22 protein-coding genes are annotated in these 19,698 nt (G+C 69.2%); 13 read left to right on the top strand and 9 right to left on the bottom strand.

All coding sequences use genetic code 11. The features are described from left to right. Positions 1 to 352 precede the first annotated feature (352 nt). Entirely contained in the window at positions 353 to 829 is a 477-nt protein-coding gene (gene ybaK / locus ACFWX1_RS26685) for a Cys-tRNA(Pro) deacylase (protein WP_378391755.1), read from the bottom strand. A 188-nt stretch (positions 830 to 1,017) separates the two neighbouring features. On the opposite strand from ybaK, the gene ACFWX1_RS26680 reads away from it, so the two are divergent. Together ACFWX1_RS26680 and rsrA are read left to right on the top strand one after the other, a co-directional pair. Continuing rightward, positions 1,018 to 1,653, top strand: a complete 636-nt coding sequence (locus ACFWX1_RS26680) for a sigma-70 family RNA polymerase sigma factor (protein WP_378391753.1) — start codon at positions 1,018 to 1,020, stop codon at positions 1,651 to 1,653. Further along, positions 1,650 to 1,976: a mycothiol system anti-sigma-R factor gene (gene rsrA, locus ACFWX1_RS26675; protein ID WP_378391751.1), complete on the top strand. Its 327-nt coding sequence runs from the start codon at positions 1,650 to 1,652 to the stop codon at positions 1,974 to 1,976. Before ACFWX1_RS26680 ends, rsrA begins: the two co-directional genes overlap by 4 nt. A 62-nt stretch (positions 1,977 to 2,038) precedes the next feature. Here rsrA and ACFWX1_RS26670 read toward each other — a convergent pair whose 3' ends face one another. Further along, entirely contained in the window at positions 2,039 to 2,113 is a 75-nt protein-coding gene (locus ACFWX1_RS26670; protein ID WP_098515123.1) for a 50S ribosomal protein bL37, read from the bottom strand. A gap of 168 nt (positions 2,114 to 2,281) precedes the next feature. Between ACFWX1_RS26670 and ACFWX1_RS26665 the strand changes: the two genes are divergently transcribed. Further along, on the top strand, positions 2,282 to 2,494 hold the full coding sequence (locus ACFWX1_RS26665) for a biotin/lipoyl-binding carrier protein (protein WP_378391749.1): 213 nt from the start codon (positions 2,282 to 2,284) through the stop codon (positions 2,492 to 2,494). 4 nt (positions 2,495 to 2,498) lie between these two features. Continuing rightward, positions 2,499 to 4,016 (top strand): sensor histidine kinase, encoded by a 1,518-nt coding sequence (locus ACFWX1_RS26660; RefSeq protein ID WP_378391747.1) that lies wholly within the window; start codon positions 2,499 to 2,501, stop codon positions 4,014 to 4,016. A 419-nt stretch (positions 4,017 to 4,435) separates the two neighbouring features. Here the strand turns inward: ACFWX1_RS26660 and ACFWX1_RS26655 are convergent, their stop codons facing one another. Both ACFWX1_RS26655 and ACFWX1_RS26650 read right to left on the bottom strand, forming a co-directional pair. After that, the gene (locus tag ACFWX1_RS26655; protein ID WP_072481920.1) at positions 4,436 to 4,690 is read right to left on the bottom strand and encodes a WhiB family transcriptional regulator; all 255 of its coding nucleotides are present in this window, start codon (positions 4,688 to 4,690) and stop codon (positions 4,436 to 4,438) included. 258 nt (positions 4,691 to 4,948) lie between these two features. Beyond that, positions 4,949 to 5,884, bottom strand: a complete 936-nt coding sequence (locus ACFWX1_RS26650) for a diacylglycerol/lipid kinase family protein (protein ID WP_378391745.1) — start codon at positions 5,882 to 5,884, stop codon at positions 4,949 to 4,951. 336 nt (positions 5,885 to 6,220) lie between these two features. On the opposite strand from ACFWX1_RS26650, the gene ACFWX1_RS26645 reads away from it, so the two are divergent. Beyond that, positions 6,221 to 6,709: a hypothetical protein gene (locus ACFWX1_RS26645; RefSeq protein ID WP_378391743.1), complete on the top strand. Its 489-nt coding sequence runs from the start codon at positions 6,221 to 6,223 to the stop codon at positions 6,707 to 6,709. A gap of 303 nt (positions 6,710 to 7,012) precedes the next feature. On the opposite strand, the gene ACFWX1_RS26640 is transcribed toward ACFWX1_RS26645, so the two are convergent. Then, complete coding sequence (locus ACFWX1_RS26640; RefSeq protein ID WP_378391741.1) at positions 7,013 to 7,495, bottom strand: GNAT family N-acetyltransferase; 483 nt, start codon at positions 7,493 to 7,495, stop codon at positions 7,013 to 7,015. Continuing rightward, positions 7,496 to 8,086 (bottom strand): acid phosphatase, encoded by a 591-nt coding sequence (locus tag ACFWX1_RS26635; RefSeq protein ID WP_378391739.1) that lies wholly within the window; start codon positions 8,084 to 8,086, stop codon positions 7,496 to 7,498. 82 nt (positions 8,087 to 8,168) lie between these two features. Here ACFWX1_RS26635 and ACFWX1_RS26630 point away from each other — a divergent pair, with 82 nt between their 5' ends. Beyond that, complete coding sequence (locus tag ACFWX1_RS26630) at positions 8,169 to 8,645, top strand: hotdog fold domain-containing protein (protein WP_378391737.1); 477 nt, start codon at positions 8,169 to 8,171, stop codon at positions 8,643 to 8,645. Here the strand turns inward: ACFWX1_RS26630 and ACFWX1_RS26625 are convergent. Continuing rightward, complete coding sequence (locus ACFWX1_RS26625; protein WP_378391735.1) at positions 8,642 to 9,316, bottom strand: hypothetical protein; 675 nt, start codon at positions 9,314 to 9,316, stop codon at positions 8,642 to 8,644. The genes ACFWX1_RS26630 and ACFWX1_RS26625 overlap by 4 nt on opposite strands. Before the next feature lie 115 nt (positions 9,317 to 9,431). Between ACFWX1_RS26625 and ACFWX1_RS26620 the strand changes: the two genes are divergently transcribed. Then, positions 9,432 to 11,048, top strand: coding sequence for a GMC oxidoreductase (locus ACFWX1_RS26620; protein WP_378391733.1), 1,617 nt, complete (start codon positions 9,432 to 9,434; stop codon positions 11,046 to 11,048). A gap of 46 nt (positions 11,049 to 11,094) precedes the next feature. Here ACFWX1_RS26620 and ACFWX1_RS26615 read toward each other — a convergent pair whose 3' ends face one another. Next, entirely contained in the window at positions 11,095 to 11,703 is a 609-nt protein-coding gene (locus tag ACFWX1_RS26615) for a dTDP-4-dehydrorhamnose 3,5-epimerase family protein (RefSeq protein WP_378391731.1), read from the bottom strand. Between the two features lie 369 nt (positions 11,704 to 12,072). On the opposite strand from ACFWX1_RS26615, the gene ACFWX1_RS26610 reads away from it, so the two are divergent. Beyond that, entirely contained in the window at positions 12,073 to 13,263 is a 1,191-nt protein-coding gene (locus ACFWX1_RS26610; RefSeq protein ID WP_378391729.1) for an NADP-dependent malic enzyme, read from the top strand. Positions 13,264 to 13,401: 138 nt separating this feature from the next. Here ACFWX1_RS26610 and ACFWX1_RS26605 read toward each other — a convergent pair whose 3' ends face one another. Further along, positions 13,402 to 14,814 (bottom strand): bis-aminopropyl spermidine synthase family protein, encoded by a 1,413-nt coding sequence (locus ACFWX1_RS26605; RefSeq protein ID WP_378391727.1) that lies wholly within the window; start codon positions 14,812 to 14,814, stop codon positions 13,402 to 13,404. A 103-nt stretch (positions 14,815 to 14,917) separates the two neighbouring features. Between ACFWX1_RS26605 and ACFWX1_RS26600 the strand changes: the two genes are divergently transcribed. The 5 genes from ACFWX1_RS26600 to ACFWX1_RS26580 form a co-directional block, all read left to right on the top strand. Beyond that, positions 14,918 to 16,006, top strand: coding sequence for an ABC transporter ATP-binding protein (locus ACFWX1_RS26600; protein WP_378391725.1), 1,089 nt, complete (start codon positions 14,918 to 14,920; stop codon positions 16,004 to 16,006). Next, complete coding sequence (locus ACFWX1_RS26595; RefSeq protein WP_378391723.1) at positions 16,006 to 16,704, top strand: ABC transporter permease; 699 nt, start codon at positions 16,006 to 16,008, stop codon at positions 16,702 to 16,704. The genes ACFWX1_RS26600 and ACFWX1_RS26595 overlap by 1 nt, the downstream gene beginning before the upstream one ends. Next, positions 16,701 to 17,405, top strand: coding sequence for an ABC transporter permease (locus ACFWX1_RS26590; RefSeq protein WP_378391722.1), 705 nt, complete (start codon positions 16,701 to 16,703; stop codon positions 17,403 to 17,405). The genes ACFWX1_RS26595 and ACFWX1_RS26590 overlap by 4 nt, the downstream gene beginning before the upstream one ends. After that, positions 17,402 to 18,298 (top strand): ABC transporter substrate-binding protein, encoded by an 897-nt coding sequence (locus ACFWX1_RS26585; protein ID WP_378391720.1) that lies wholly within the window; start codon positions 17,402 to 17,404, stop codon positions 18,296 to 18,298. The genes ACFWX1_RS26590 and ACFWX1_RS26585 overlap by 4 nt, the downstream gene beginning before the upstream one ends. A 419-nt stretch (positions 18,299 to 18,717) precedes the next feature. Beyond that, positions 18,718 to 19,698: S8 family peptidase (locus tag ACFWX1_RS26580; RefSeq protein ID WP_378391718.1), on the top strand; the 981-nt coding region annotated here is incomplete at its 3' end.

Below are 19,698 nucleotides of genomic sequence, written 5' to 3'. Positions count from 1 at the left end.
CGGGGGGGGGGGGCGGCCGGTGGGTGTCTTCCCGCCCCGTGGTGGGGGGTCCGCCCCCTTGCGGGTGTCATACCGGCCATTTCCCGCAGGGGGTGTGGAGGCCGGGTGTCGTGGGCGGCGGGGGAGATGCGACGAGGGCGTCCCTCGGTGCGTCGGGTGCACCTAGGGCGTCCCTGGGCACGGCCAACGCACTGAAGGCGTCCCTCGGTGCGTTGCCTGTACTGAAGGCGCCCTTCAGCTCATAGGTCGAGAGATGGGCTCTGACCTGCGGAAAGAGAGCAAGGGACCTTTGCTATCGTCCCTTGGCAAGCCAACCATTAGTGCACTAAGCAACCGCGGTGAAAGGCCCCGCTCAGCCCACGATCGGCGCCACCACGGCGCCGGTGAGCCGCACCAGATCGGCCGGCGCGAGTTCGACCTCCAGGCCGCGCCGCCCGGCCGAGCAGTACACGGTCTCGAACTTCTCGGCCGTCGCGTCGATCACCACCGGGATCCGGCTGCGGTGCCCGAGCGGCGAGATCCCGCCCAGCACGTACCCCGTCGCCCGCTGCGCGGCGGCCGGGTCGGCCATCTTCGCCTTCTTGCCGCCCGCCGCGGCCGCCAGTGCCTTCAGATCCAGCTGGCCGGTGACCGGGACCACCCCGACGGTCAGCTTGCCGTCGACGTCGGCGACCAGGGTCTTGAACACGCGCGCGGGGTCGAGCCCGAGGGCCTCCACGGCCTCCGAACCGAACGATTCGTGACGCGGATCATGGTCGTAGGAATGCAGTTCGTGGGCGACTTTCTGCTTCGCGAGCAGCGCGGTCGCCGGGGTTCCCTTACCGGCCATGGCCGTTGAGTGTGCCAGAGCCGGGGAATGCGGCAACGCCGTTTCCGGTTGTAGCGGGTGTGAACAGCACGCTCACCCTCCCTCGTCAGACCGGCAGGCGCCGTTCCGAGCGCCCTGGCACGGCCCGCGTAAACTCGCGGGTGCCGTATGCGCGCCCGCGCATCGGCCCCGACCGGGAAGGGAACGGTTTGCCGAGCACGCAGAATTCCGCGCCGGAGGAGGTCGCGGACGTCCAGGAGGCGGCCGAGCGCGCCGAGCGCTTCGAGCGGGACGCGATGCCGCTGCTCGATCAGCTGTACTCGGCGGCGATGCGGATGACCCGCAACCCAGCCGACGCCGAGGACCTGGTCCAGGAGACCTACCTCAAGGCGTACGGGGCGTTCGCCTCCTTCAAGGAGGGCACGAACCTCAAGGCGTGGATGTACCGCATCCTCACCAACACCTACATCAACGGCTACCGCAAGCGTCAGCGGCAGCCGGTGCAGCAGCCCACCGACGAGATCAGCGACTGGCAGATCGCCAAGGCCGAGAGCCACACCTCCAGCGGGTTGCGGTCGGCCGAGGTCGAGGCGATGGACAACCTCCCCGACACCGACGTCAAGGCCGCGCTGCAGAAGCTGCCCGAGGAGTTCCGGCTGGCTGTCTACCTCGCCGACGTCGAGGGCTTCGCGTACAAGGAGATCGCCGAGATCATGGAAACGCCGATCGGTACCGTGATGTCCCGTCTGCACCGTGGCCGCGCGCAGCTGCGCGACCTGCTCGCCGACGTCGCTCGCGAGCGCGGTTTCATCCGTCGTGATCGCCAGGAGGTGGCGGGGCGATGAACTACTGCGAGGACGCAGGCGACGCCGAGGCCAAGGTCCGCTGCGAGGAGGCGCTCGCCGAGATCTACCTGGTGCTCGACAAGGAGTGCAGTCCCGAGCGCGACGCCGTGCTGCGCAAGCACATCGAGGACTGCCCGCCGTGCCTCGAGGAATTCGGCATCGACGAGCAGCTCAAGCAGCTGCTGGCCCGCAAGTGCGGGGGTGACCACGCGCCGGACGACCTCAAGAGCAGGCTGCGCGCGTCGATCCGCAAGACCGTCGCCACCCGCGGCAACGTCACGGTCGAGCGCACCGAGGTCAGCATCGAGGAACGCTCCGAGTAGTTTCGCCGGAAACGGCGACGGCCCCCGTACCGGCTGGTGCGGGGGCCGTTTCACGCCGATGCTCAGGCGTTGGGCTTCTTGCCGTGGTTCGCGCCGTTCTTCTTCCGGTCGCGACGCTTGCGGGCGCGCTTCGACATCGTTCACTCCTTGCTGCGTATGTTCCAGACCGTGGGTGGCCACTGCGGGGCGCTGACGCGCCTGCCGGGCTCGGGTCAACCTCCCTAGTGTGGCATGCGCTCCGCTCACCTGGTCGGGCGCCTGTGCCGATGGTTGGATGGGGGCCGGAGAGAGGCAGGAGGACGTCGATGGCCGAGATCAGGGCGGAAATGGTCGGCACCGTGCTCGAAGTGGTCGCCGAGCCCGGCACGACGCTGGCGGCCGGGCAGACCGTGGTGATCCTGGAGTCGATGAAGATGGAGCTGCCGGTGGCCACCGAGGGTGCGGGCACGCTGACCAGTCTCGCGGTGACCAAGGGTGACCTCGTCCAGCAGGGTGACCTGCTCGGGGTGGTCGAGTAACCCGGTGTCCACGCTTTCCGACCTGCTCGCCGAGAACACCGGCCTCCCCGGGGAGGCGGCGGATCACCTCCAGACCGTCGTCGCCGAATGGCAACTGCTCGCGGACCTCTCGTTCGCCGACTTCCTGCTCTGGGTCCCGGTGGCGCAGGATCTGCAACCCGAGGGCGGCGACTTCGTCTGCGTCGCCCACGCCCGGCCGACGACGGCGCCCACCGCGCATCCCGAGGACGTCGTCGGCGCGCGGTTCACCGTCGAGGAGCATCCGCAGCTCGCGCGGGCCATGCGGGAGAAGCGGATCTGCCGCGAGGAGGACCCGCACTGGTACCGCGATCTGCCGATGCGCCGCGAGGCCGTGCCGGTGACGTTCGGCGGCCAGGTCGTCGCGGCGCTCAGCCGGGAGACGAACCTGGCGGCGCCGCGAGTGCCGAGTCCGCTCGAAATCGCCTACCTCGGCAGCGCCGGCGATCTGTGCCAGATGATCGTCGATGGGACTTTTCCCAGTCGTGGCAACGAAACCGACACGCACACGAGTCCGAGGGTCGGTGACGGGCTGATCCGGCTCGACCCGAGCGGAACCGTCGTCTTCGCCAGTCCGAACGGGCTTTCGGCGTATCACCGGATGGGGCACGAATCGGATCTGGTCGGGACCCGGCTGGCGCCGCTGACGCGGTCGCTGATCCGCGATCCGTTCGACGCCACCGAGGTGTCGCACCGGATCATCGAGGCGCTCGACGGGAAACCGAGCAGCCGCACCGAGGCCGACTCGCGGCGTGGCGCCGTGGTGCTTTTCCGCGCGCTGCCGCTGCGCCCGGCGGGACAGGCCGCGGGCGCGCTGGTGCTGGTGCGTGACGTCACCGAGGTCAAACGGCGGGACCGCGCGCTGCTGTCCAAGGACGCGACGATCCGCGAGATCCACCACCGGGTCAAGAACAACCTGCAGACCGTGGCCGCGCTGCTGCGGCTGCAGTCGCGGCGGACGTCCTCGGAGGAGGCGCGGCTCGCGCTGGCCGAATCCGTGCGCCGGGTGACGTCGATCGCGCTGGTGCACGAGGCGCTGTCCATCTCCGTGGACGAGCGGGTCGACCTGGACAGCCTGCTCGACAACGTGCTGCCGATGGTGGGCGAGGTGGCCACCGCCGAGTCCCAGGTCAGCCTCTCGAGGGAGGGCTCGTTCGGGGTGGTCGTGGCCGAGATCGCGACGCCGCTGGTGATGGTGCTCGCCGAACTGGTGCAGAACGCCGTCGAGCACGCGTTCCCGAACGGGCGCTCGGGCAAGGTCGAGCTGATCGTGGAGCGTTCGGCACGCTGGCTGGACGTGCTGATCCGGGACAACGGGCGCGGGCTGCCGTCCGGGTTCTCGCTGGAACGCAGCGACGGGCTCGGCCTGCAGATCGTGCGGACGCTGGTGGAGTCGGAACTGCGTGGCTCGCTTTCGCTCCGGAAAGTCCGTGCCGACGCCGGAACCTCGCGCCAGGCGGGTACCGAAGCCGCGCTGCGCATCCCGCTGTCCCGCCGTCTCTGACGAGATCTCCGTCCAAACACGACGGAGCTCCACTCGCGCACGCCGGATCTCTTGCCAGGCACGCGAAATCCCCGCCCCGGCACGGAAGTGTCCCTTGTGGACCCCAGTGTGCGGAGGGCGGGTTCGCGTGATCAGGCGCGGAACTCGCGTGATCAGACGGAGATCTCGCGTGATTGGCGAGGGCACGAGGAAGGGCCGACACCTGATGGTGTCGGCCCTTTCCACGTTTCGCGGGAGGACATGAAGTCCTGTAAGGCTACGCCGTACCCGTACCGGGGCGGCTTCACCTCACTTGATAAAATCGAACCGGGTAGGTATCACCCCAGACGGCGCGGGCATGCTGCTACCGCGCCGGGTGAATTTCCTCGGCTCCGTGGTGGTGCTGGGTGGTGCTTGGCGAAACTGTGGTGCTGTGAGAATCAGGCGTTGGTGCGCGTGCCGATGTGCGTACGGCGGCGCTTGAGCGCGCGTCGCTCGTCCTCGCTCATGCCGCCCCACACGCCGGCGTCCTGGCCGCTGGCCAGAGCCCAGGCCAGGCAGTCGGAGGCGACGGTGCAGCGGTGGCACACGGCCTTCGCCTGCGCTACCTGCGACAGAGCAGGACCGCTGGTTCCCACGGGGAAGAACAGCTCGGGGTCCTCGTCTCGGCAGGCCGCGTCGTGGCGCCAGTCCATGTTCGTGAGCTCCTTCATAACGGCGCGGTACTCCGCGCCATAGTCGTCATGGCGGTCGTGTTTTTGGGTGCTTGTGAATGCTTTCACGAAGCACCGCTTTCGACAAGGGTTTTCCGAAGATCGGTGAGTCAGCTCACCCGGCCGAGCGACGCGTCTGACCTGCGGTTTCGGTCCGAAACAGCCTTCGGATGGGAAGGCTGATGCGGTGAGCGGAGGTTCTGCGTCGGCGAACGGCATAAGCCGCTTTGCCGCAGGCGATCAGAGGTCCGGTGGCGTCACGATTACCGTGAGTGCATCCGGGACACTGACGAACTCCACTCCGGTCCGCTGCCCGACCAGGTCGCCGTCCACCTGGAAGTGTACCGGTTCAGCTGCGTCGATGCGGATCTTCGGCAGATCATCGTGACGAAGGAGACGTCGTCCGCGCTGGTTGCTCTCGGTGAGCAAAGCTTGCCGTACATGCCTGAACACGGTCGGCAAGCTCATACCGTTCAACGCGAACAGGCCGAGTCCGGTCTCGAACGAGCAGCCGCTGTTGAGATGAACGGCCCTGTCACCCAGGTAGGTCCACGGATCGGTGTTGGACACGAAAGCGGTCATCGCCTCGGCGGGTTCCTCGCCGGGGAGACGGACCGTGAGGGTGGGGCGGCCCAGCGGCGGCCGGAAGTAGCTGCCGACGGCGGCGCGGAGGTAGAGCGCCGCGCTCGTCTGCTTGCCGCGGCGCTTCGCGACCTTCCCGACGACGTCGGCGTCCCAGCCGAGGCCGGCGTTGAAGGTGAACCAGTGCCCGTCGGCGAGTCCGAGGCCGATCCGGCGCGAGCGATCGTGCTCCAGCGCGTACAGGAGCTGATGAGTCGCCTCGACGGGATCGGGGGAGATGCCCAGTGCGCGTGCGAAGACGTTGGCCGAGCCGCCCGGCACGACGCCGAGCATCGGCCCGTCGCCCACCCGCGCGGGACTGGCGTCCGCCAGCAGGCCGTTGACGACCTCGTTGACGGTGCCGTCGCCCCCGTGCGCCACCACCAGGTCGAAGCCGTCGCGTGCCGCCGCCCTGGCCACCGCGAGCGCGTGCCCGCGGTAGTCGGTCTCGACGACGTCGAGCTTCACCTGGCTGGCGAGCGCGTGCGCCAGCACGTCCCGGCCACCGGCGGTGGTCGAGGTGGCCTGGGGGTTCACGACGAGGATCGCGCGCACTACCGCAGGGTAAGTGACGTCCACCGGGCGGAGAACCTTCCAGCGCACAAGGGTGACCAGAAGCTCAGCCCCGCGCTCGGCGGATGGCGTCCTCGCAACAGCACCGATGACCCTGTGGCGGGCGGCCCTCCTCTACTGCCGGTGAGTCTCCGCTCGTCGTGACAAGTGCACCCGGGCCGACCGCCCGCTCATCGACGACACTGCTGATTTTTGCCGCCCGGCGGCCCCGCGAAAACGGCCGACCGGGTGGCATACCATCGAAAGTGCTCACGTACGGTGACTCGCCCAGGTCGAGGCCACCGCGCTCCGGAAAAGCCGCCAGGAAGGCCGTTCGACGTGCCCCTCGCCGACAAGCTCTCGCCCGCCCCCCGTGAGGTCCGGCTGGCCGGCGTCATCTCCGCCGTGCCCTCGCTCGGGCTGCTCGTCTTCGGGGTGGTCGTGCTGGTCAGGGGCCTGCAGGAGCCCGCGCTGCCCGGCAACAACATCTACGCCGAGGTCGCCACCTACGTCGTGCTCGCCCTCATGTTCCTGGCCGCCTCGGCGGGCCTGATCCTCGGCAAGACGTGGGCGCGGTCGCCGGGCGTGGTCGTCGCGCTGATGCTCGTCGGGATCGGCTGGTACATCCTCGGGCCGTCCGGGCAGCCGGTGTGGGGCGTGCCGCTGGCGCTCCTCGGCATCGCGACGCTGGTGCTGCTGTTCCGCCGCCCGTCGCGTGCCTGGGCGCTGGGGCTGCAGGAAGGCGAGAGCGAGGAGGACGCCGCCGAGCGCGGCGGGCTCGCGGGCCGCCGCGCCGAACGCGAGCGTCGCGAGCAGGATCAGGGCTGACCAGCGGTTTTCGCCGCGCGGGAGAGCAAGGGACCTTTGCTAGCGTTGCTTAGCACGCTAATCGTTGGCTGGCTCAAGGACGTTAGTAAAGGTCCCTTGCTCCGCTCCGGCGGTAGTAAAGGTCCCTCGCTCCCGTTCCCGGGGGTGGCTCATGCGCCCCATTGAGGTGCCAAGCCGACCACACCGCCCGGTGTCGCGAACGCTCCGTTGCCGACGATGAACGTCCCGAACGGAGCGTTCGCGACATCACCTCAGCACCTCAGTGAGAAAACCGGCGCTCGGTCGCCGAGCCGTGTGAACGCGTCAGGCTTCGGCGGCGAGGGCGCGGAGTGAGTCGTCGGTGAGGCGGTTCACGGTCCATTCGTCCATCGGGACGGCGCCGAGCGACTTGTAGAACTCCGTCGCCGGGTTCCAGTTCAGCACCCACCACTCCAGCCGGGCGTAGCCGCGCGCGACGCATTCGGCCGCCAGCGTCGCGAGCATCGCCTTGCCGAGGCCGGTGCCCCGCTGCGACGGCCGGACGTACAGGTCTTCCAGGTAGATCCCGTGCACCCCGCGCCAGGTCGAGAAGTTTAGGAACCACAGCATGAACCCGACGACCTCGCCGTCGACCACCGCGACGTGGCCGAACAGGGCGGGGGACTCACCGAACAGCGCCGTCCGCAGCTGATCGGCGGTGAGGTGGCATTCGTCAGGGGCGCGTTCGTACTCCGCCAGGTCGTGGACCAGTTCGACGACGGTGTCGACGTCTTCCTCGCGGACGCGGCGGATGCGCTCGTCGGGCATTCAGGCCTCCAGCAGCGGCAGCAGGTTGAGGTGTTCGATCTGCGGTTCGCCGCGTTCGTCGCCGAGCACCGCGATCCCGGCCGGGTCGAGTCCGAAGTGGACACCCGAAGTGGACGGCAGGCCGAGCCAGCGTGCCACCAGCACCCGGCTGAAATGCCCGTGTCCCACCAGGATGACGTCGCCGTGTTCGACCTCGCGCCGGGCACGGTCGAGCAGCTTGTCCGCCCGCGCCTGGACGTCCTCGGCGCTTTCGCCGCCGGGGATCGGATGCGTCCAGACCGTCCACCCGGGAACGGTCTCCCGGATCGTCGGGGTGGTGACGCCCTCGTAGTCGCCGTAGTCCCATTCGGCGAGGTCCTCGGTGACCTCGTCCACGCGCAGCCCGGCCAGCTCGGCCGTGCGCTGGGCGCGGGTGCGCGGGCTGGACAGCACGAGCGCGGGGCCGCCGACCAGGGTGCGCAGGGTCCCGCCCGCGGCGCGGGCCTGGCCTTCGCCCGCCGCGGTCAGCGGGATGTCGGTGCGTCCGGTGTGCCTGCCGTTGACCGACCATTCGGTCTGGCCGTGCCTGAGGAGAAAGAGCCGATGAGCCACGCGGCCGAATATACGGCCCGTTTGCGGAGCAGGCCCCGCGTCTGCTTAGCTACCGGTGAGTAACTTGGCGAGGGAGACGGATATGGCAGACAGCCCGACGTTCGCGCTGTGGCGCAAGCTGACCGCGAAGCCCGGCGGGAAGCAGCTGTTCTCCGCCGCGATGTGCCTGCGGGTTCCCTACTTCCGCACGGTGCTGCCCTCGGTGCGCGAACTGCGGCCCGGGTACTGCGAGGTGACCGCGCCGAAGTGGTGGGGTGTTTACAACCACATCGGCACGTTCCACGCGATCGCCGCGTGCAACCTCGCCGAGATCGCCATGGGCATGCTCGCCGAGGCCACCGTCCCGGCGACGCACCGCTGGCTGCCGAAGGGCATGACCGTCGCCTACGTCGCCAAGGCGGAGACGAGCCTGCGCGCGGTCGCCGAACTTCCGGAGCTGCCCGAATTCGGCGAGGACGGCTTCGAACTGCCCGTGCCGGTGACCATCACCGACACGAACGGGAAGCCGGTCGTGACGGCGACGATCACCATCTGGGTCACGCCGAAGAAGAAGTCCTAAAGCGGTTTGTATTGCACGTACGTCGTCTGCTTGAACACGTTGTTCCCGGTCGGCGACGGCAGGCCGAGGTGGCGGTCGACGAGGGTGCCGAGTGGTCCGCAGTGCTGCGTCGCGGGCAGCGTGAGCGCTTGGTCGACGACGCCGAAATAATAGGTCGGCGGGTCTTGTGAGATCACCTTCCGTGGTACCGCGGGATCGTCGTAGACCACCGAACGCAGTGGTTTCGCCGGACTGCCGAGCGTGCATTCCGCCGGTAGCAGCGGATGCCGGAGTTCCGCGAAGAGGTCGAGTTCACCGCGCCGGTTCCCGACGGTCCGGAAATCGGAATGCCCGCCGTAGCGCAGCCGGATCGTAGTGCCGAAAGCTCCGGGAACGTGCGCGGGGGAATGGCGCAGCGCGCCGAAGATTTGTGCGTATTGTCCGTTCACCCGTCCTTCGGCGAAGGTCATCCGCAGTTCGCCGAGCGGGATCTCGCGGTCCCGGATGCTCAGCGTCCCCTGGGAGACGAAGGCCTCGCACCGCCACGTGCCGGGGTCGGCGTTCGCGGGTGGTGCCGGGCAGTCGCGGAAGTCGAACGTGGGCACCGGCTCCGGCGCGCTCCCGGCGGGCGCCGGGCCCAGGGTCAGGGTGGCCGCGGTGAATCCCGCGGCGGCCAGCGTGAACAACGTCATGACGCCAGCCTGCTGTGTCCTGGCCCACACCACATCGGGTGAATCACCCAGGGGAAACCCGGAAAACCCGCCACTACTAAACACCGTTTACCAACTTGATGCGACGATCGCGGGCATGTCTGTCTTGAATCGCCGTCGTTTCCTCGGCCTCACCGCGCTCAACACCGCCGCCGCGCTCGGCGTCACGACCGTTTCGGCCGGCACCGCCCGCGCGGAAAGCACCTCGCTCCCCGAGGAGGTGCCCGCCGTGGTGATCGGCAGCGGCTACGGCGCCGCGGTCACCGCGCTGCGCCTCGGCGCCGCGGGCGTCGGCACGCTGGTGCTGGAGATGGGCAAGCTCTGGAACACCGCGGGCGCGGACGGGAAGACGTTCTGCGACATGCTGAAACCGGACGAGCGCTCGATGTGGTTCACCCGGCGCACCCAGGCGCCGCTCGCCTCGTTCCTCTGGCTCGACGTCGTGAACCGCGACATCAAGTCGTACGCGGGTGTGCTCGACCGGGTGAGTTTCGGTGACATGTCCGTCTACGTCGGACGCGGCGTCGGCGGCGGTTCGCTCGTCAACGGCGCGATGGCGGTGACGCCGAAACGGGACTATTTCACCGAAATCCTGCCCGAGGTCGACGCGGAGGAGATGTACCGCGTGTACTTCCCGCGGGCCAACGCCGGGCTCGGCACGAACCACGTGGATCCCGGCTGGTTCGAGACGTGCAAATCCTACCGGTACGCCAGGGTGTCCAGGAAGGCCGCGCGGCGGGCGGGCTTCACCACGACGTTCGTGCCCAGCGTCTACGACTTCGGCTATCTGCAGCGGGAAGAAGCCGGGCAGGTCCCGCGCTCGGCGCTGGCGTCCGAGGTCATCTACGGCAACAACCACGGAAAGCGCTCCCTCGACAAGTCGTACCTAGCCGCCGCGCTCGGTACCGGGCACGTCACTCTCCAGTCGCTGCACCAGGTCCGCGAAATCCTCCCGCAGCCGGACGGCCGCTACACGCTGGTCGTGCGCGAGCTCGACGCCGAGGGCACGGTGCTCGCGACCAAGCACGTCACCACGCGGTTCCTGTTCCTCGGCGCGGGCAGCCTCGGGTCCACCGAACTGCTGCTGCGGGCACGCGACACCGGGCGGCTGCCCGCGCTGAACGACCAGATCGGGCAGGGCTGGGGCACCAACGGCAACGTCATGCTCGGCCGCGCGAACCATGTGTGGGACATCACCGGCAGCACGCAGTCCTGCATGCCCGCGCTGGGCATCGACAACTGGCACGATCCCGTGCACCCCGTCTTCGCCGAGATCGCGCCGATGCCCGCCGGGCTCGAGAACTGGGTCAGCCTCTACCTCGCGATCACGAAGAATCCCGAGCGCGGCCACTTCAGCTACGACGCGGCGAGCGACTCCGCGCGGCTGCACTGGACGGCCGGCCAGGGCCAGGCCTCGATCGACGCGGCGAAGGCGCTGTTCGACCGGATCAACCGCGCCAACACCACGATCTACCGCCACGACCTCTTCGGCGACACGCGGCCGTTCGAGAACCGGTTCACCTATCACCCGCTGGGCGGACTGGTGCTGGGCAAGGCGACGGACAACTACGGCCGGGTCAAGGGCTACCGGAACCTGTACGTCGTCGACGGTTCGCTCATCCCCGGCAGCACGGGGGTGAACCCGTTCGTGACGATCACCGCGCTGGCCGAACGCAACGTCGAGCGCGTGCTCGCGGAGGACGTGCTCAGCTGAGCGCGAGGCCGTCGACACAACGCGGTGTCGGCGGCCCGGCGGGTCGTCACGAGGGGAGAGAACGCAGCTTCTCGTAGTAGGCGACGCAGTCGTCGTACGCGGGGAGGAGACCCTGCTCGCGCGCCTCGGCGACAGTCGGCGCGTTCCGGTCCTTTTCGGACAGGATCGGGGTCAGGTCCGCGGGCCACGGCAGGTCGAGTTCGGGGTCGAGCGGGTTCACGCCGTGTTCGCCCGACGGGTTGTACGGCTCCGAGCACAGGTAGCTCATGGCGGTGTCGTCTTCGAGCGCGATGAACGCGTGCCCGAGTCCCTCGGCGATGTACATCGCGCGGAAGTCGGTGTCGTCCAGCAGCGCTGTGTCCCATTGCCCGAACGTGGGCGAGCCGACCCGCAGGTCGACGACGACGTCGAGCATCGAGCCGCGCGGGCAGTACACGTACTTCGCTTGACCGGGCGGCGTGTCGGCGAAGTGGATGCCGCGGATCACACCGCGCCGCGAAACGCTGTGGTTCGTCTGGGCGAGCCGCAGCGGATGTCCGACCGTCTCCCGCAGCGCCTCCGCCTGGAACGGCGCGCTGAACAATCCGCGGTCATCGGGGAATATGCGGGGGGTGAACTCGTAGGCGTCGAGGACGCGCAACCGCCGGAAATCCATTCGTCCACCTTATCGGGGCCTCGAAAAACGGACGGACGTCTTGGGAAAGAAGGAAGATCGCGCTGTGACATGAACCGCACCTCGGGGTCGGGCGCGGCGGGGCTGCTGTCACAATGGTCGGACCGCCGCGTCCGCGGTCATCGCCCAACCCACGGCGCCGATGGCCGATGCGACGCCCGGCGACAGGCCGGCGCTACCGCGCTGGGCTGCCGTGCCGGAGGACAAGTCCCATGGGTGCTTTGGTGCGCCTTCGCCAGGCCCTTGTGGTCCCCCGCTCGCAGTCCCAGGAGAAATCGAGTGACACACTTTCGAACCGCGAGTTCCGTGGTCCCTGCTGAAGGGATGACCGAACCGACGACAGGAACCACGATGGACAACCAGTCCCGCGCCGACGTGACCCCGGCACCGGTGACCGACGAGGAGATCTTCGACCGGCACGAGGGCGGCAAGCTCTCCGTCGCGGCCACCCGGCCGATCTCCGACCCGCGCGACCTCGCCATCGCGTACACCCCGGGCGTGGCGAAGGTGAGCCGCGCGATCGCCGAGGACGCCGCCAAGGCCAAGCGGTACACCTGGGCGGACCGGCTCGTCGTGGTGGTGAGTGACGGGACCGCGGTGCTCGGCCTCGGTGACATCGGCGCGAGCGCCTCGCTGCCGGTCATGGAGGGCAAGTCGGTCCTCTTCAAGACGTTCGGCGGGCTCGACTCGATACCGCTGGTGCTGGACACCACCGACGTCGACGAGATCGTCGAGACGCTCGTGCGGTTGCGGCCCTCCTACGGCGCGGTGAACCTCGAGGACATCTCCGCACCGCGCTGCTTCGAGCTGGAGGACAAGCTCAAGCAGGCGCTGGACTGCCCGGTCATGCACGACGACCAGCACGGCACCGCGATCGTGACGCTGGCCGCGCTGCGCGGGGCGAACCTGGTGCTCGGCCGCGACATCGCCGCGGAGCGCGTCGTCATCTCCGGCGCGGGCGCCGCCGGCGTGGCCTGCGCGAAGATCCTGCAGGCGGCGGGCGTCGCCGACGTCACCGTGCTGGACTCGCGCGGCATCATCCACGCCGGGCGGGACGGGCTGAACCCGGTGAAGACCGAGCTGGCCCGCACCACCAACGCCGCGGGGCTGACCGGCGGGCTGGCCGAGGCCCTGGACGGCGCCGACGTGTTCGTCGGGCTCTCCGGCGCGACCATCGACGAGACGCTGCTGGGCCGCATGGCCGGCGACGCGATCGTGTTCGCACTGTCCAACCCGGACCCGGAGGTCCACCCGGAGGTCGCGGCCCGCTACGCCTCGATCGTGGCCACCGGCCGCAGCGACTTCCCGAACCAGATCAACAACGTCCTGGCGTTCCCCGGCGTCTTCCGCGGTGCGCTCGACGCCGGTGCGCGGGCCATCACGGAGAACATGAAGCTCGCCGCGGCCGACGCGATCGTGGCTGTCGCGCAGGACGACTTGGGCCCGGACCGCATCGTGCCGAGCGCGCTCGACCCGCGGGTGGCGATCGAGGTCGCCGCCGCGGTGGCGAAGGCCGCCGAAGCCGACGGCGTCACCAGCTGATCCTCGCGTGAGCTGAAGGGGACTTTCGTCGCATGTGATGCGAGGAAAGTCCCCTTCAGCGCGTCTGGGGAATCGAGACTGGACGCGAAGCGTCTCCGTTGAGGGTGGCGGCGGGGGCATGGATGGAGAAAGTCCCCTTCAGCTCAGCAGGGCGGCGAGGCGGTGACGGGGGACGTCGACGAGGCGGAGGTCGCGCAGGTCGTCCGGGACGTCGAGGGCGACGTTCGCCAGCCGCGCGTGCGCCCGGGTGAGGATTTCGTCGGGATGCTCGACGGCGTCCGCGACCACGATCGCGTGCTTGTTGTCCGGGGTGCTGCGCAGGAAGCGGAGCCGGTACTTCGCCGCGGTCAGCGCCGTCAACGCCTTCTGGGACGCCTCGTCGCCGAGGTCGGGGTGCGCGTTGGGGAGCAGCAGCGCGAGCCGCCGCGCGTTCGTGCCCAACAGGGTCCGCAGCAGCCACGGCCCGGGATCGGCGGAGAGGTCCATCGCCACGGCGTCGCCCTCCGGGCCCGACGCCGACCAGTCCACCGGCCGCGATTCCAGCGAGAGCCCGCCTTCCGTCGCGATTTCCCGCAGGGCTTCGAGCAGCGCGGGTTTCGTCCCCGCCGCCTCCACCGACTGCGGGCCGTGCGTGTAGATCGTGGACTTCCCTTTGCCGCCACGGTTCTTCTTCGCCTTGGCGGTCGGCTGGCAGACGTAAAGGTCCGCCGCACTGCCGATGGCCTGCGCGCCGAAGTAGCGGTTGAAGTCCGGCAGGATGGCCTCGAAAGTCAGCCCCAGCGTCGCCAGCGACCGCTGCACCTGCGCGCCCAGCGCCGGATGCCGGGGGCTGTACCCGTAGGCGAACAACAGCCTGCCCTCGCTCGGCTCCCGCAGCGCCTGCACGCCCCGCGCCGCGAACAGGCCCATGCCCTCCGGGGTGTACGGCGGGTCGCTGAACACCAGATCGGCGCGGCCGGAGACCGCGGGCGGCAGGCCCACCCGCAGATCGGCGTGCACGGTACCGACCGTCCGCTCGCTCAGATCGTCCACATAGGACAGTACGCGCTCGTCGAGGTCCACCACGGTCAGTTCGGCGGCCGGGCACACCGCGCGGACCGCCAGCGACGTCAGGTCGTGGTCGCCGAGGAACAGCAGCCGCGTGGTGGCGAGGTCGTAGCGTGCGTTCAGCCACAGTGCCCGGCGCAGCACCGTGTCCGGGGTCGCCTGGACGTGGTCGAGCGCGGCGAGCGGCGGCGGGACGCGGTCGATGTATCCGGTGATCGTCGCGAGCAGCTCGGCGTGTTCGGGGGCGAGAGGATCGGTGGACGCCGGAAGGGTGTAGCGCGCGTACGACTCCACGGCGTGCGGGGCGATCCGGACGCCGGACTCCGTCCTTTCGAGATCGTCGCCGAGCGCGGTCAGCACGTCCTCGACGCTGCGGCGGGGCGCGGCGGTGAGCCGGACGAGTTCGCCGAGGTCGTGGTGGCCGGTGCGGAGAAGGGCGATCACCTGGTACAGCGGGCGGACGCCGACGCCGTGCGCGGCGAGGACGTCGTCGAGTGCGCTCACGGCGCACCAGCTTAGGCCGTTCGCCACATCAGTGGGTGGAACGCCGTGCCGAAGTCCTTGATCTCGGCTACGGTCGGTGTTTGTCGGATGTGGGGAGTGACGTGTGACAATCCAATTCCGCGACGTGACCAAGCGGTATCCGGACGGGACCGTCGCCGTCGACAATCTGAACCTGACCGTCGAGGACGGCACGATCACCGTGTTCGTCGGCCCGTCCGGCTGCGGCAAGACGACGTCGCTGCGGATGATCAACCGCATGGTCGAGCCGACGGCGGGCACCGTGCTGCTCGACGGCAAGGACGTCTGCGAGGGGGACCCGGCGCTGCTGCGCCGCGGTATCGGCTACGTCATCCAGCACGCCGGGCTGTTTCCACATAGGACGGTGCTGGACAACATCGCCACCGTGCCGCTGCTGGCGGGCTGGGACAAGCGCAAGGCCCGCGACCGCGCCGTCGAACTGCTGGAGACCGTCGGCCTGCCCGCCGAACTCGGCAAGCGGTATCCCGCCCAGTTGTCCGGTGGCCAGCAGCAGCGGGTCGGGGTGGCCAGGGCGCTCGCCGCCGACTCGCCGGTGCTGCTGATGGACGAGCCGTTCTCCGCGGTCGACCCGGTGGTCCGCGAGGGCCTGCAGGACGAGTTGCTGCGGCTGCAGTCCCAGCTGGGCAAGACGATCGTGTTCGTCACCCACGACATCGACGAGGCGGTGCGGCTCGGCGACAAGGTCGCGGTCATGCGGGTCGGCGGGAAGCTGGCCCAGTACGGCACGCCCGCCGAGGTGCTGCGGCATCCGGTGGACGACTTCGTGGCGTCCTTCGTGGGCCGTGATCGCGGCTATCGCGGGCTGTCGTTCCTGCCCTCGACCGGCGTCGAAGTCCAGGAGATTCCGCAGATCGCGCTCGGCAGCACGCTGACGGGTCCGAGCAGCGGGTGGCTGCTCGCGGTCAACGCCGACAAGCAACCACGTGGCTGGCTGCCGCCGAATTCCACTGTGGACGGTGAGCTGACCGAGTCGGATCTGGTCGCGGGCGGCTCGCTGTACGTCCAGGGCACGCCGATCCGGGGCGCGCTGGACGCCGCGCTGTCCTCGCCCGCCAGCCTCGGCGTGGTCGTCGACGACGAGCACCGGGTGCTCGGGGCGGTCGTGGCGCGGCAGGTCCTCGAGGTGATCGAAGCGTCGCCGCAGGGGGCGTGATGGGCGGCTTCTTCGCGGAGCTCGGCCGGTATCTGGGCAGTGCCAACAACCGCGCGCAACTGCTCGGTGATCTGCTCGACCACATCTACCTGTCCCTGGTGCCGCTGGTGCTCGGCATCGTGGTGGCGATCGCCGCCGGCTGGCTCGGGCACCGCTACCAGCGGGTCCGCAGTGTCCTCCTTGTACTGTCCAATTTGCTCTACACGATCCCGTCGCTGGCGTTGTTCGTGGTGATCCCCGGCCTGATCGGCACCCGGATCCTGAACAGTGTCAACGTGATCGTCGCGCTCACGATCTACACCGCGGCGCTGCTGGTGCGCCCGGTGCTCGACGCGCTCGACGCGGTGCCGCCGCACGTCATCGCCGCCGCCACCGCCATCGGCTACCGCGCGCCGCGCCGTTTCCTCGGCGTCGAGCTGCCGCTGTCCGTGCCGGTGCTGGCGGCCGGGGTGCGGGTCGCGTCGGTGAGCAACATCAGCCTGGTCAGTGTCGGCGCGCTGATCGGCACCGGCGGCCTCGGGGTGCTGTTCACCGACGGCTTCCAGCGGGAGTACTTCTCGCCGATCGTGGTCGGCATCGTGCTCACGCTGCTGCTCGCGCTGGTGGTCGATCTGGTGCTGGTGCTGCTGCGCAACGTCCTCACGCCGTGGGAGCGGGCGGGCAAGGCGGCTCCCGTTCTGGAAGGGGCCGCGGCATGATCTCGGACATTTTCTCCTGGTTCGGCGATCCCGCGCACTGGCAGGGACCGGACGGCATCGGCCACCGGCTCGTCCAGCACCTGTCCTACATCGGGCTGGCACTGGTGATCGCGCTCGTCGTCGCCGTCCCGCTGGGACTGTTCGTCGGGCACACCGGGCGCGGCGCCGTCGTGCTGGTCAGCGCGGGCAACGCGATCCGCGCGCTGCCGACGCTGGGCCTGGTGACGTTCCTGTTCCTGCTGTTCACCGAAAGCACGACGGCGACGGTGATCGGGCTCGTCGTGCTCGCCGTACCGCCGGTGCTCGCGGGGACGTACGCGGGAATCCAGGCGGCCGAACACGACGTCGTCGACGCGGCGGAGGGCATCGGGATGACCGGGCGGCAGACCTTGTGGAAGGTGGAGCTTCCGATCGCGCTTCCCTTGGTACTGGGTGGAATCCGTAACGCCGTACTGCAGCTTGTCGCGACAGCCGCGGTGGCCGCGTACGTCGGGCTCGGCGGGCTCGGCCGGTTCCTGCTCGACGGACTGGCCATTTTGGACTACACCGAGGTGGTCGCGGGCGCGATCCTGACCGCCTTGCTGGCGATCGCGCTGGACGTCGTACTGGCCGCCGTGCAACGGGCGCTGGTACCCACGGGAGTCCGCCTCGCGGCGGGCGCGACGTCCGGGAAGGCCGCCGCCGCGGGAGGTGTCGCGTGAAGCGCGCAGTCGTCGCACTGTTGTCCGCGGTCGCCCTGCTCGCGACGGCGTGCGGAAACCCGCTCGCCGGCGGCGGCGAGGGTGGCAGCAGCGGGGACATCGTCATCGGCGCCTCCGACGTGGGGGAGAGCCTGCTGCTCGCGCAGATCTACGCGGGCGCGCTGCGCAACGCGGGCGCGAAGAACGTCACCGTGCACCCGCCGGTCGGCAGCCGCGAGGTCGTGGTGAAGGCCTTGCAGGACAAGTCGTTGTCGGTGGTGCCGGACTACAGCGGGAACCTGCTGCGGTACTTCGACAAGAACACCACGGCCACGACTTCCCAGGACGTCTACGCCGCGTTGAAGCAGAAGGTCCCGGCCGGGTTCGAGGTGCTGGCGCAGGCACCCGCCGAGGACAAGGACCTGCTCGTCGTCGGGAAGCAACTGGCCGATTCGGGCGTGCGGACGTTCTCCGACCTCGGGCCCCGCTGCAAGGATCTGGTGCTCGGCGGGCCGGGGCAGTGGAGCAGCCGGTGGAAGGACCGGATCAAGCAGCTCTATGGCTGTGAGTTCAAGGAGATCCGCACGACCGACACCGGTGGCCCGGTCACCGTGGCCGCGCTCAAATCGGGCGAGGTGCAGGTGGCGGATCTGTTCAGCACGTCGTCGACGATCGCGGCCAACGGGTTCGTCCCGCTCGTCGACGACAAGAACATGTTCCCCGCGCAGAACATTGTGCCGCTGGTGGCCAAGGGCACGCTCTCCCCGGCGGAGACGGACGCGCTGAACCGGGTGTCCGCGGCGCTGACCACCGAGCAGCTGACCGAGCTGAACGTCCAGTTCACCGAGGAGAAGCGCAACCCGCTGGACATCGCCGACGAATTCCTGGCCCGCAACGGTCTGAAGAAGGTTTAGCCGAACGGAGCGCGGGCTATCCCGGAGGACGCAGGGTGACCGTTTCCTCGGCTAACGACCTCCGCGACTTTGGTTGTCCGCCGTTCGAGTGAGTGTCGAAATGGGGAAACGGTCACCCAACGTATTGAGGGCGGTTGTGGGTTAGTTTCCGGCAAACTCGACTGCTCCTACCGTCGCAAAGGGTGCCGCCCTTTGCCGGAGTTTTGGCGCGCGTCTGGGGTAATGCCCGAAAAGTCCGGAAAGGACGGGCGAGAATCGTTCTTCTCGATCAGCGCGCCGTGTCCTGATCCCGGCGCTACGTTCCCTGTGAACGAGCAGCACATTCGGCGCCTTTGTCACCCCTAGAGATCGGCGGTCCGCGGGACCGTCCGGTCACTCATGCCTAGGAGGAACGGATCTTGCGGAAATCCCTTGGAAAAATGGGTAGGCGGCTCCCTGTCGTAGGAGTCGCTGCCGCCGTGGCGGTCGTTACCGTTCTCGGCGGAAATGCCGTCGCGTCGGCGAAGGAGGGGACAGTTCGGGGCGCCGGGGGCGCCAACGCGGTGCAGGACAGCTACATCGTCGTGCTGAAGGACGGGCTTTCCCTCGACAGCGTGGCGCAGCAGGTCACCAACCGGCACGGCGGGGCGATCGCGAAGACGTTCTCGACGCTGCACGGGTTCTCCGGCCGGATGAGCGAGACGCAGGCGAAGCGGGTCGCCGCCGACCCGGACGTCGCGTTCGTCGAGCAGAACAAGGTCGTGCACGTCGCGACGGACCAGGCGAATCCGCCGTCCTGGGGCCAGGACCGGGTCGACCAGAAGGACCTGCCGCTGGACAAGAAGTACAGCTACGCCGCGACGGGTTCGGGCGTCACCGCGTACGTGATCGACACCGGGATCTACACGCAGCACGCCGACTTCGGCGGGCGGGCGACCTCCGGCCACGACTTCGTGGACAACGACAACGACGCGACCGACTGCAACGGCCACGGCACGCACGTCTCCGGCACCATCGGCGGCAAGACCTACGGCCTGGCCAAGGACGTCAAGCTGGTCGGCGTCCGTGTTCTCGACTGCCAGGGCTCGGGCACTCTCGAGGCTGTCACCGCCGGGATCGACTGGGTCACCCAGAACGCCAAGAAGCCCGCGGTGGCGAACATGAGCCTCGGTGGCGGCGTTTCGGACGCGCTCGACGCCGCGGTGAAGAAGTCGATCGCCGCCGGGGTCACCTACGGCATCGCCGGGGGCAACAACAACGGTGACGCCTGCCAGAACTCGCCCGCCCGGACGCCGGAGGCGATCACCGTGGGCGCGACGGCCAACCACGACTCGCGTGCCACCTACTCCAACTACGGCAAGTGCCTCGACATCTTCGCGCCGGGCACCGACATCACGTCGTCGTGGATCGGCGGCACCAGC

Source organism: Amycolatopsis sp. NPDC059021 (genome assembly GCF_042739895.1).
Lineage (GTDB): Bacteria > Actinomycetota > Actinomycetes > Mycobacteriales > Pseudonocardiaceae > Amycolatopsis.
Note: the sequence above shows the minus strand (reverse complement) of the source record. Positions and strands in the feature narration are given on the sequence as shown.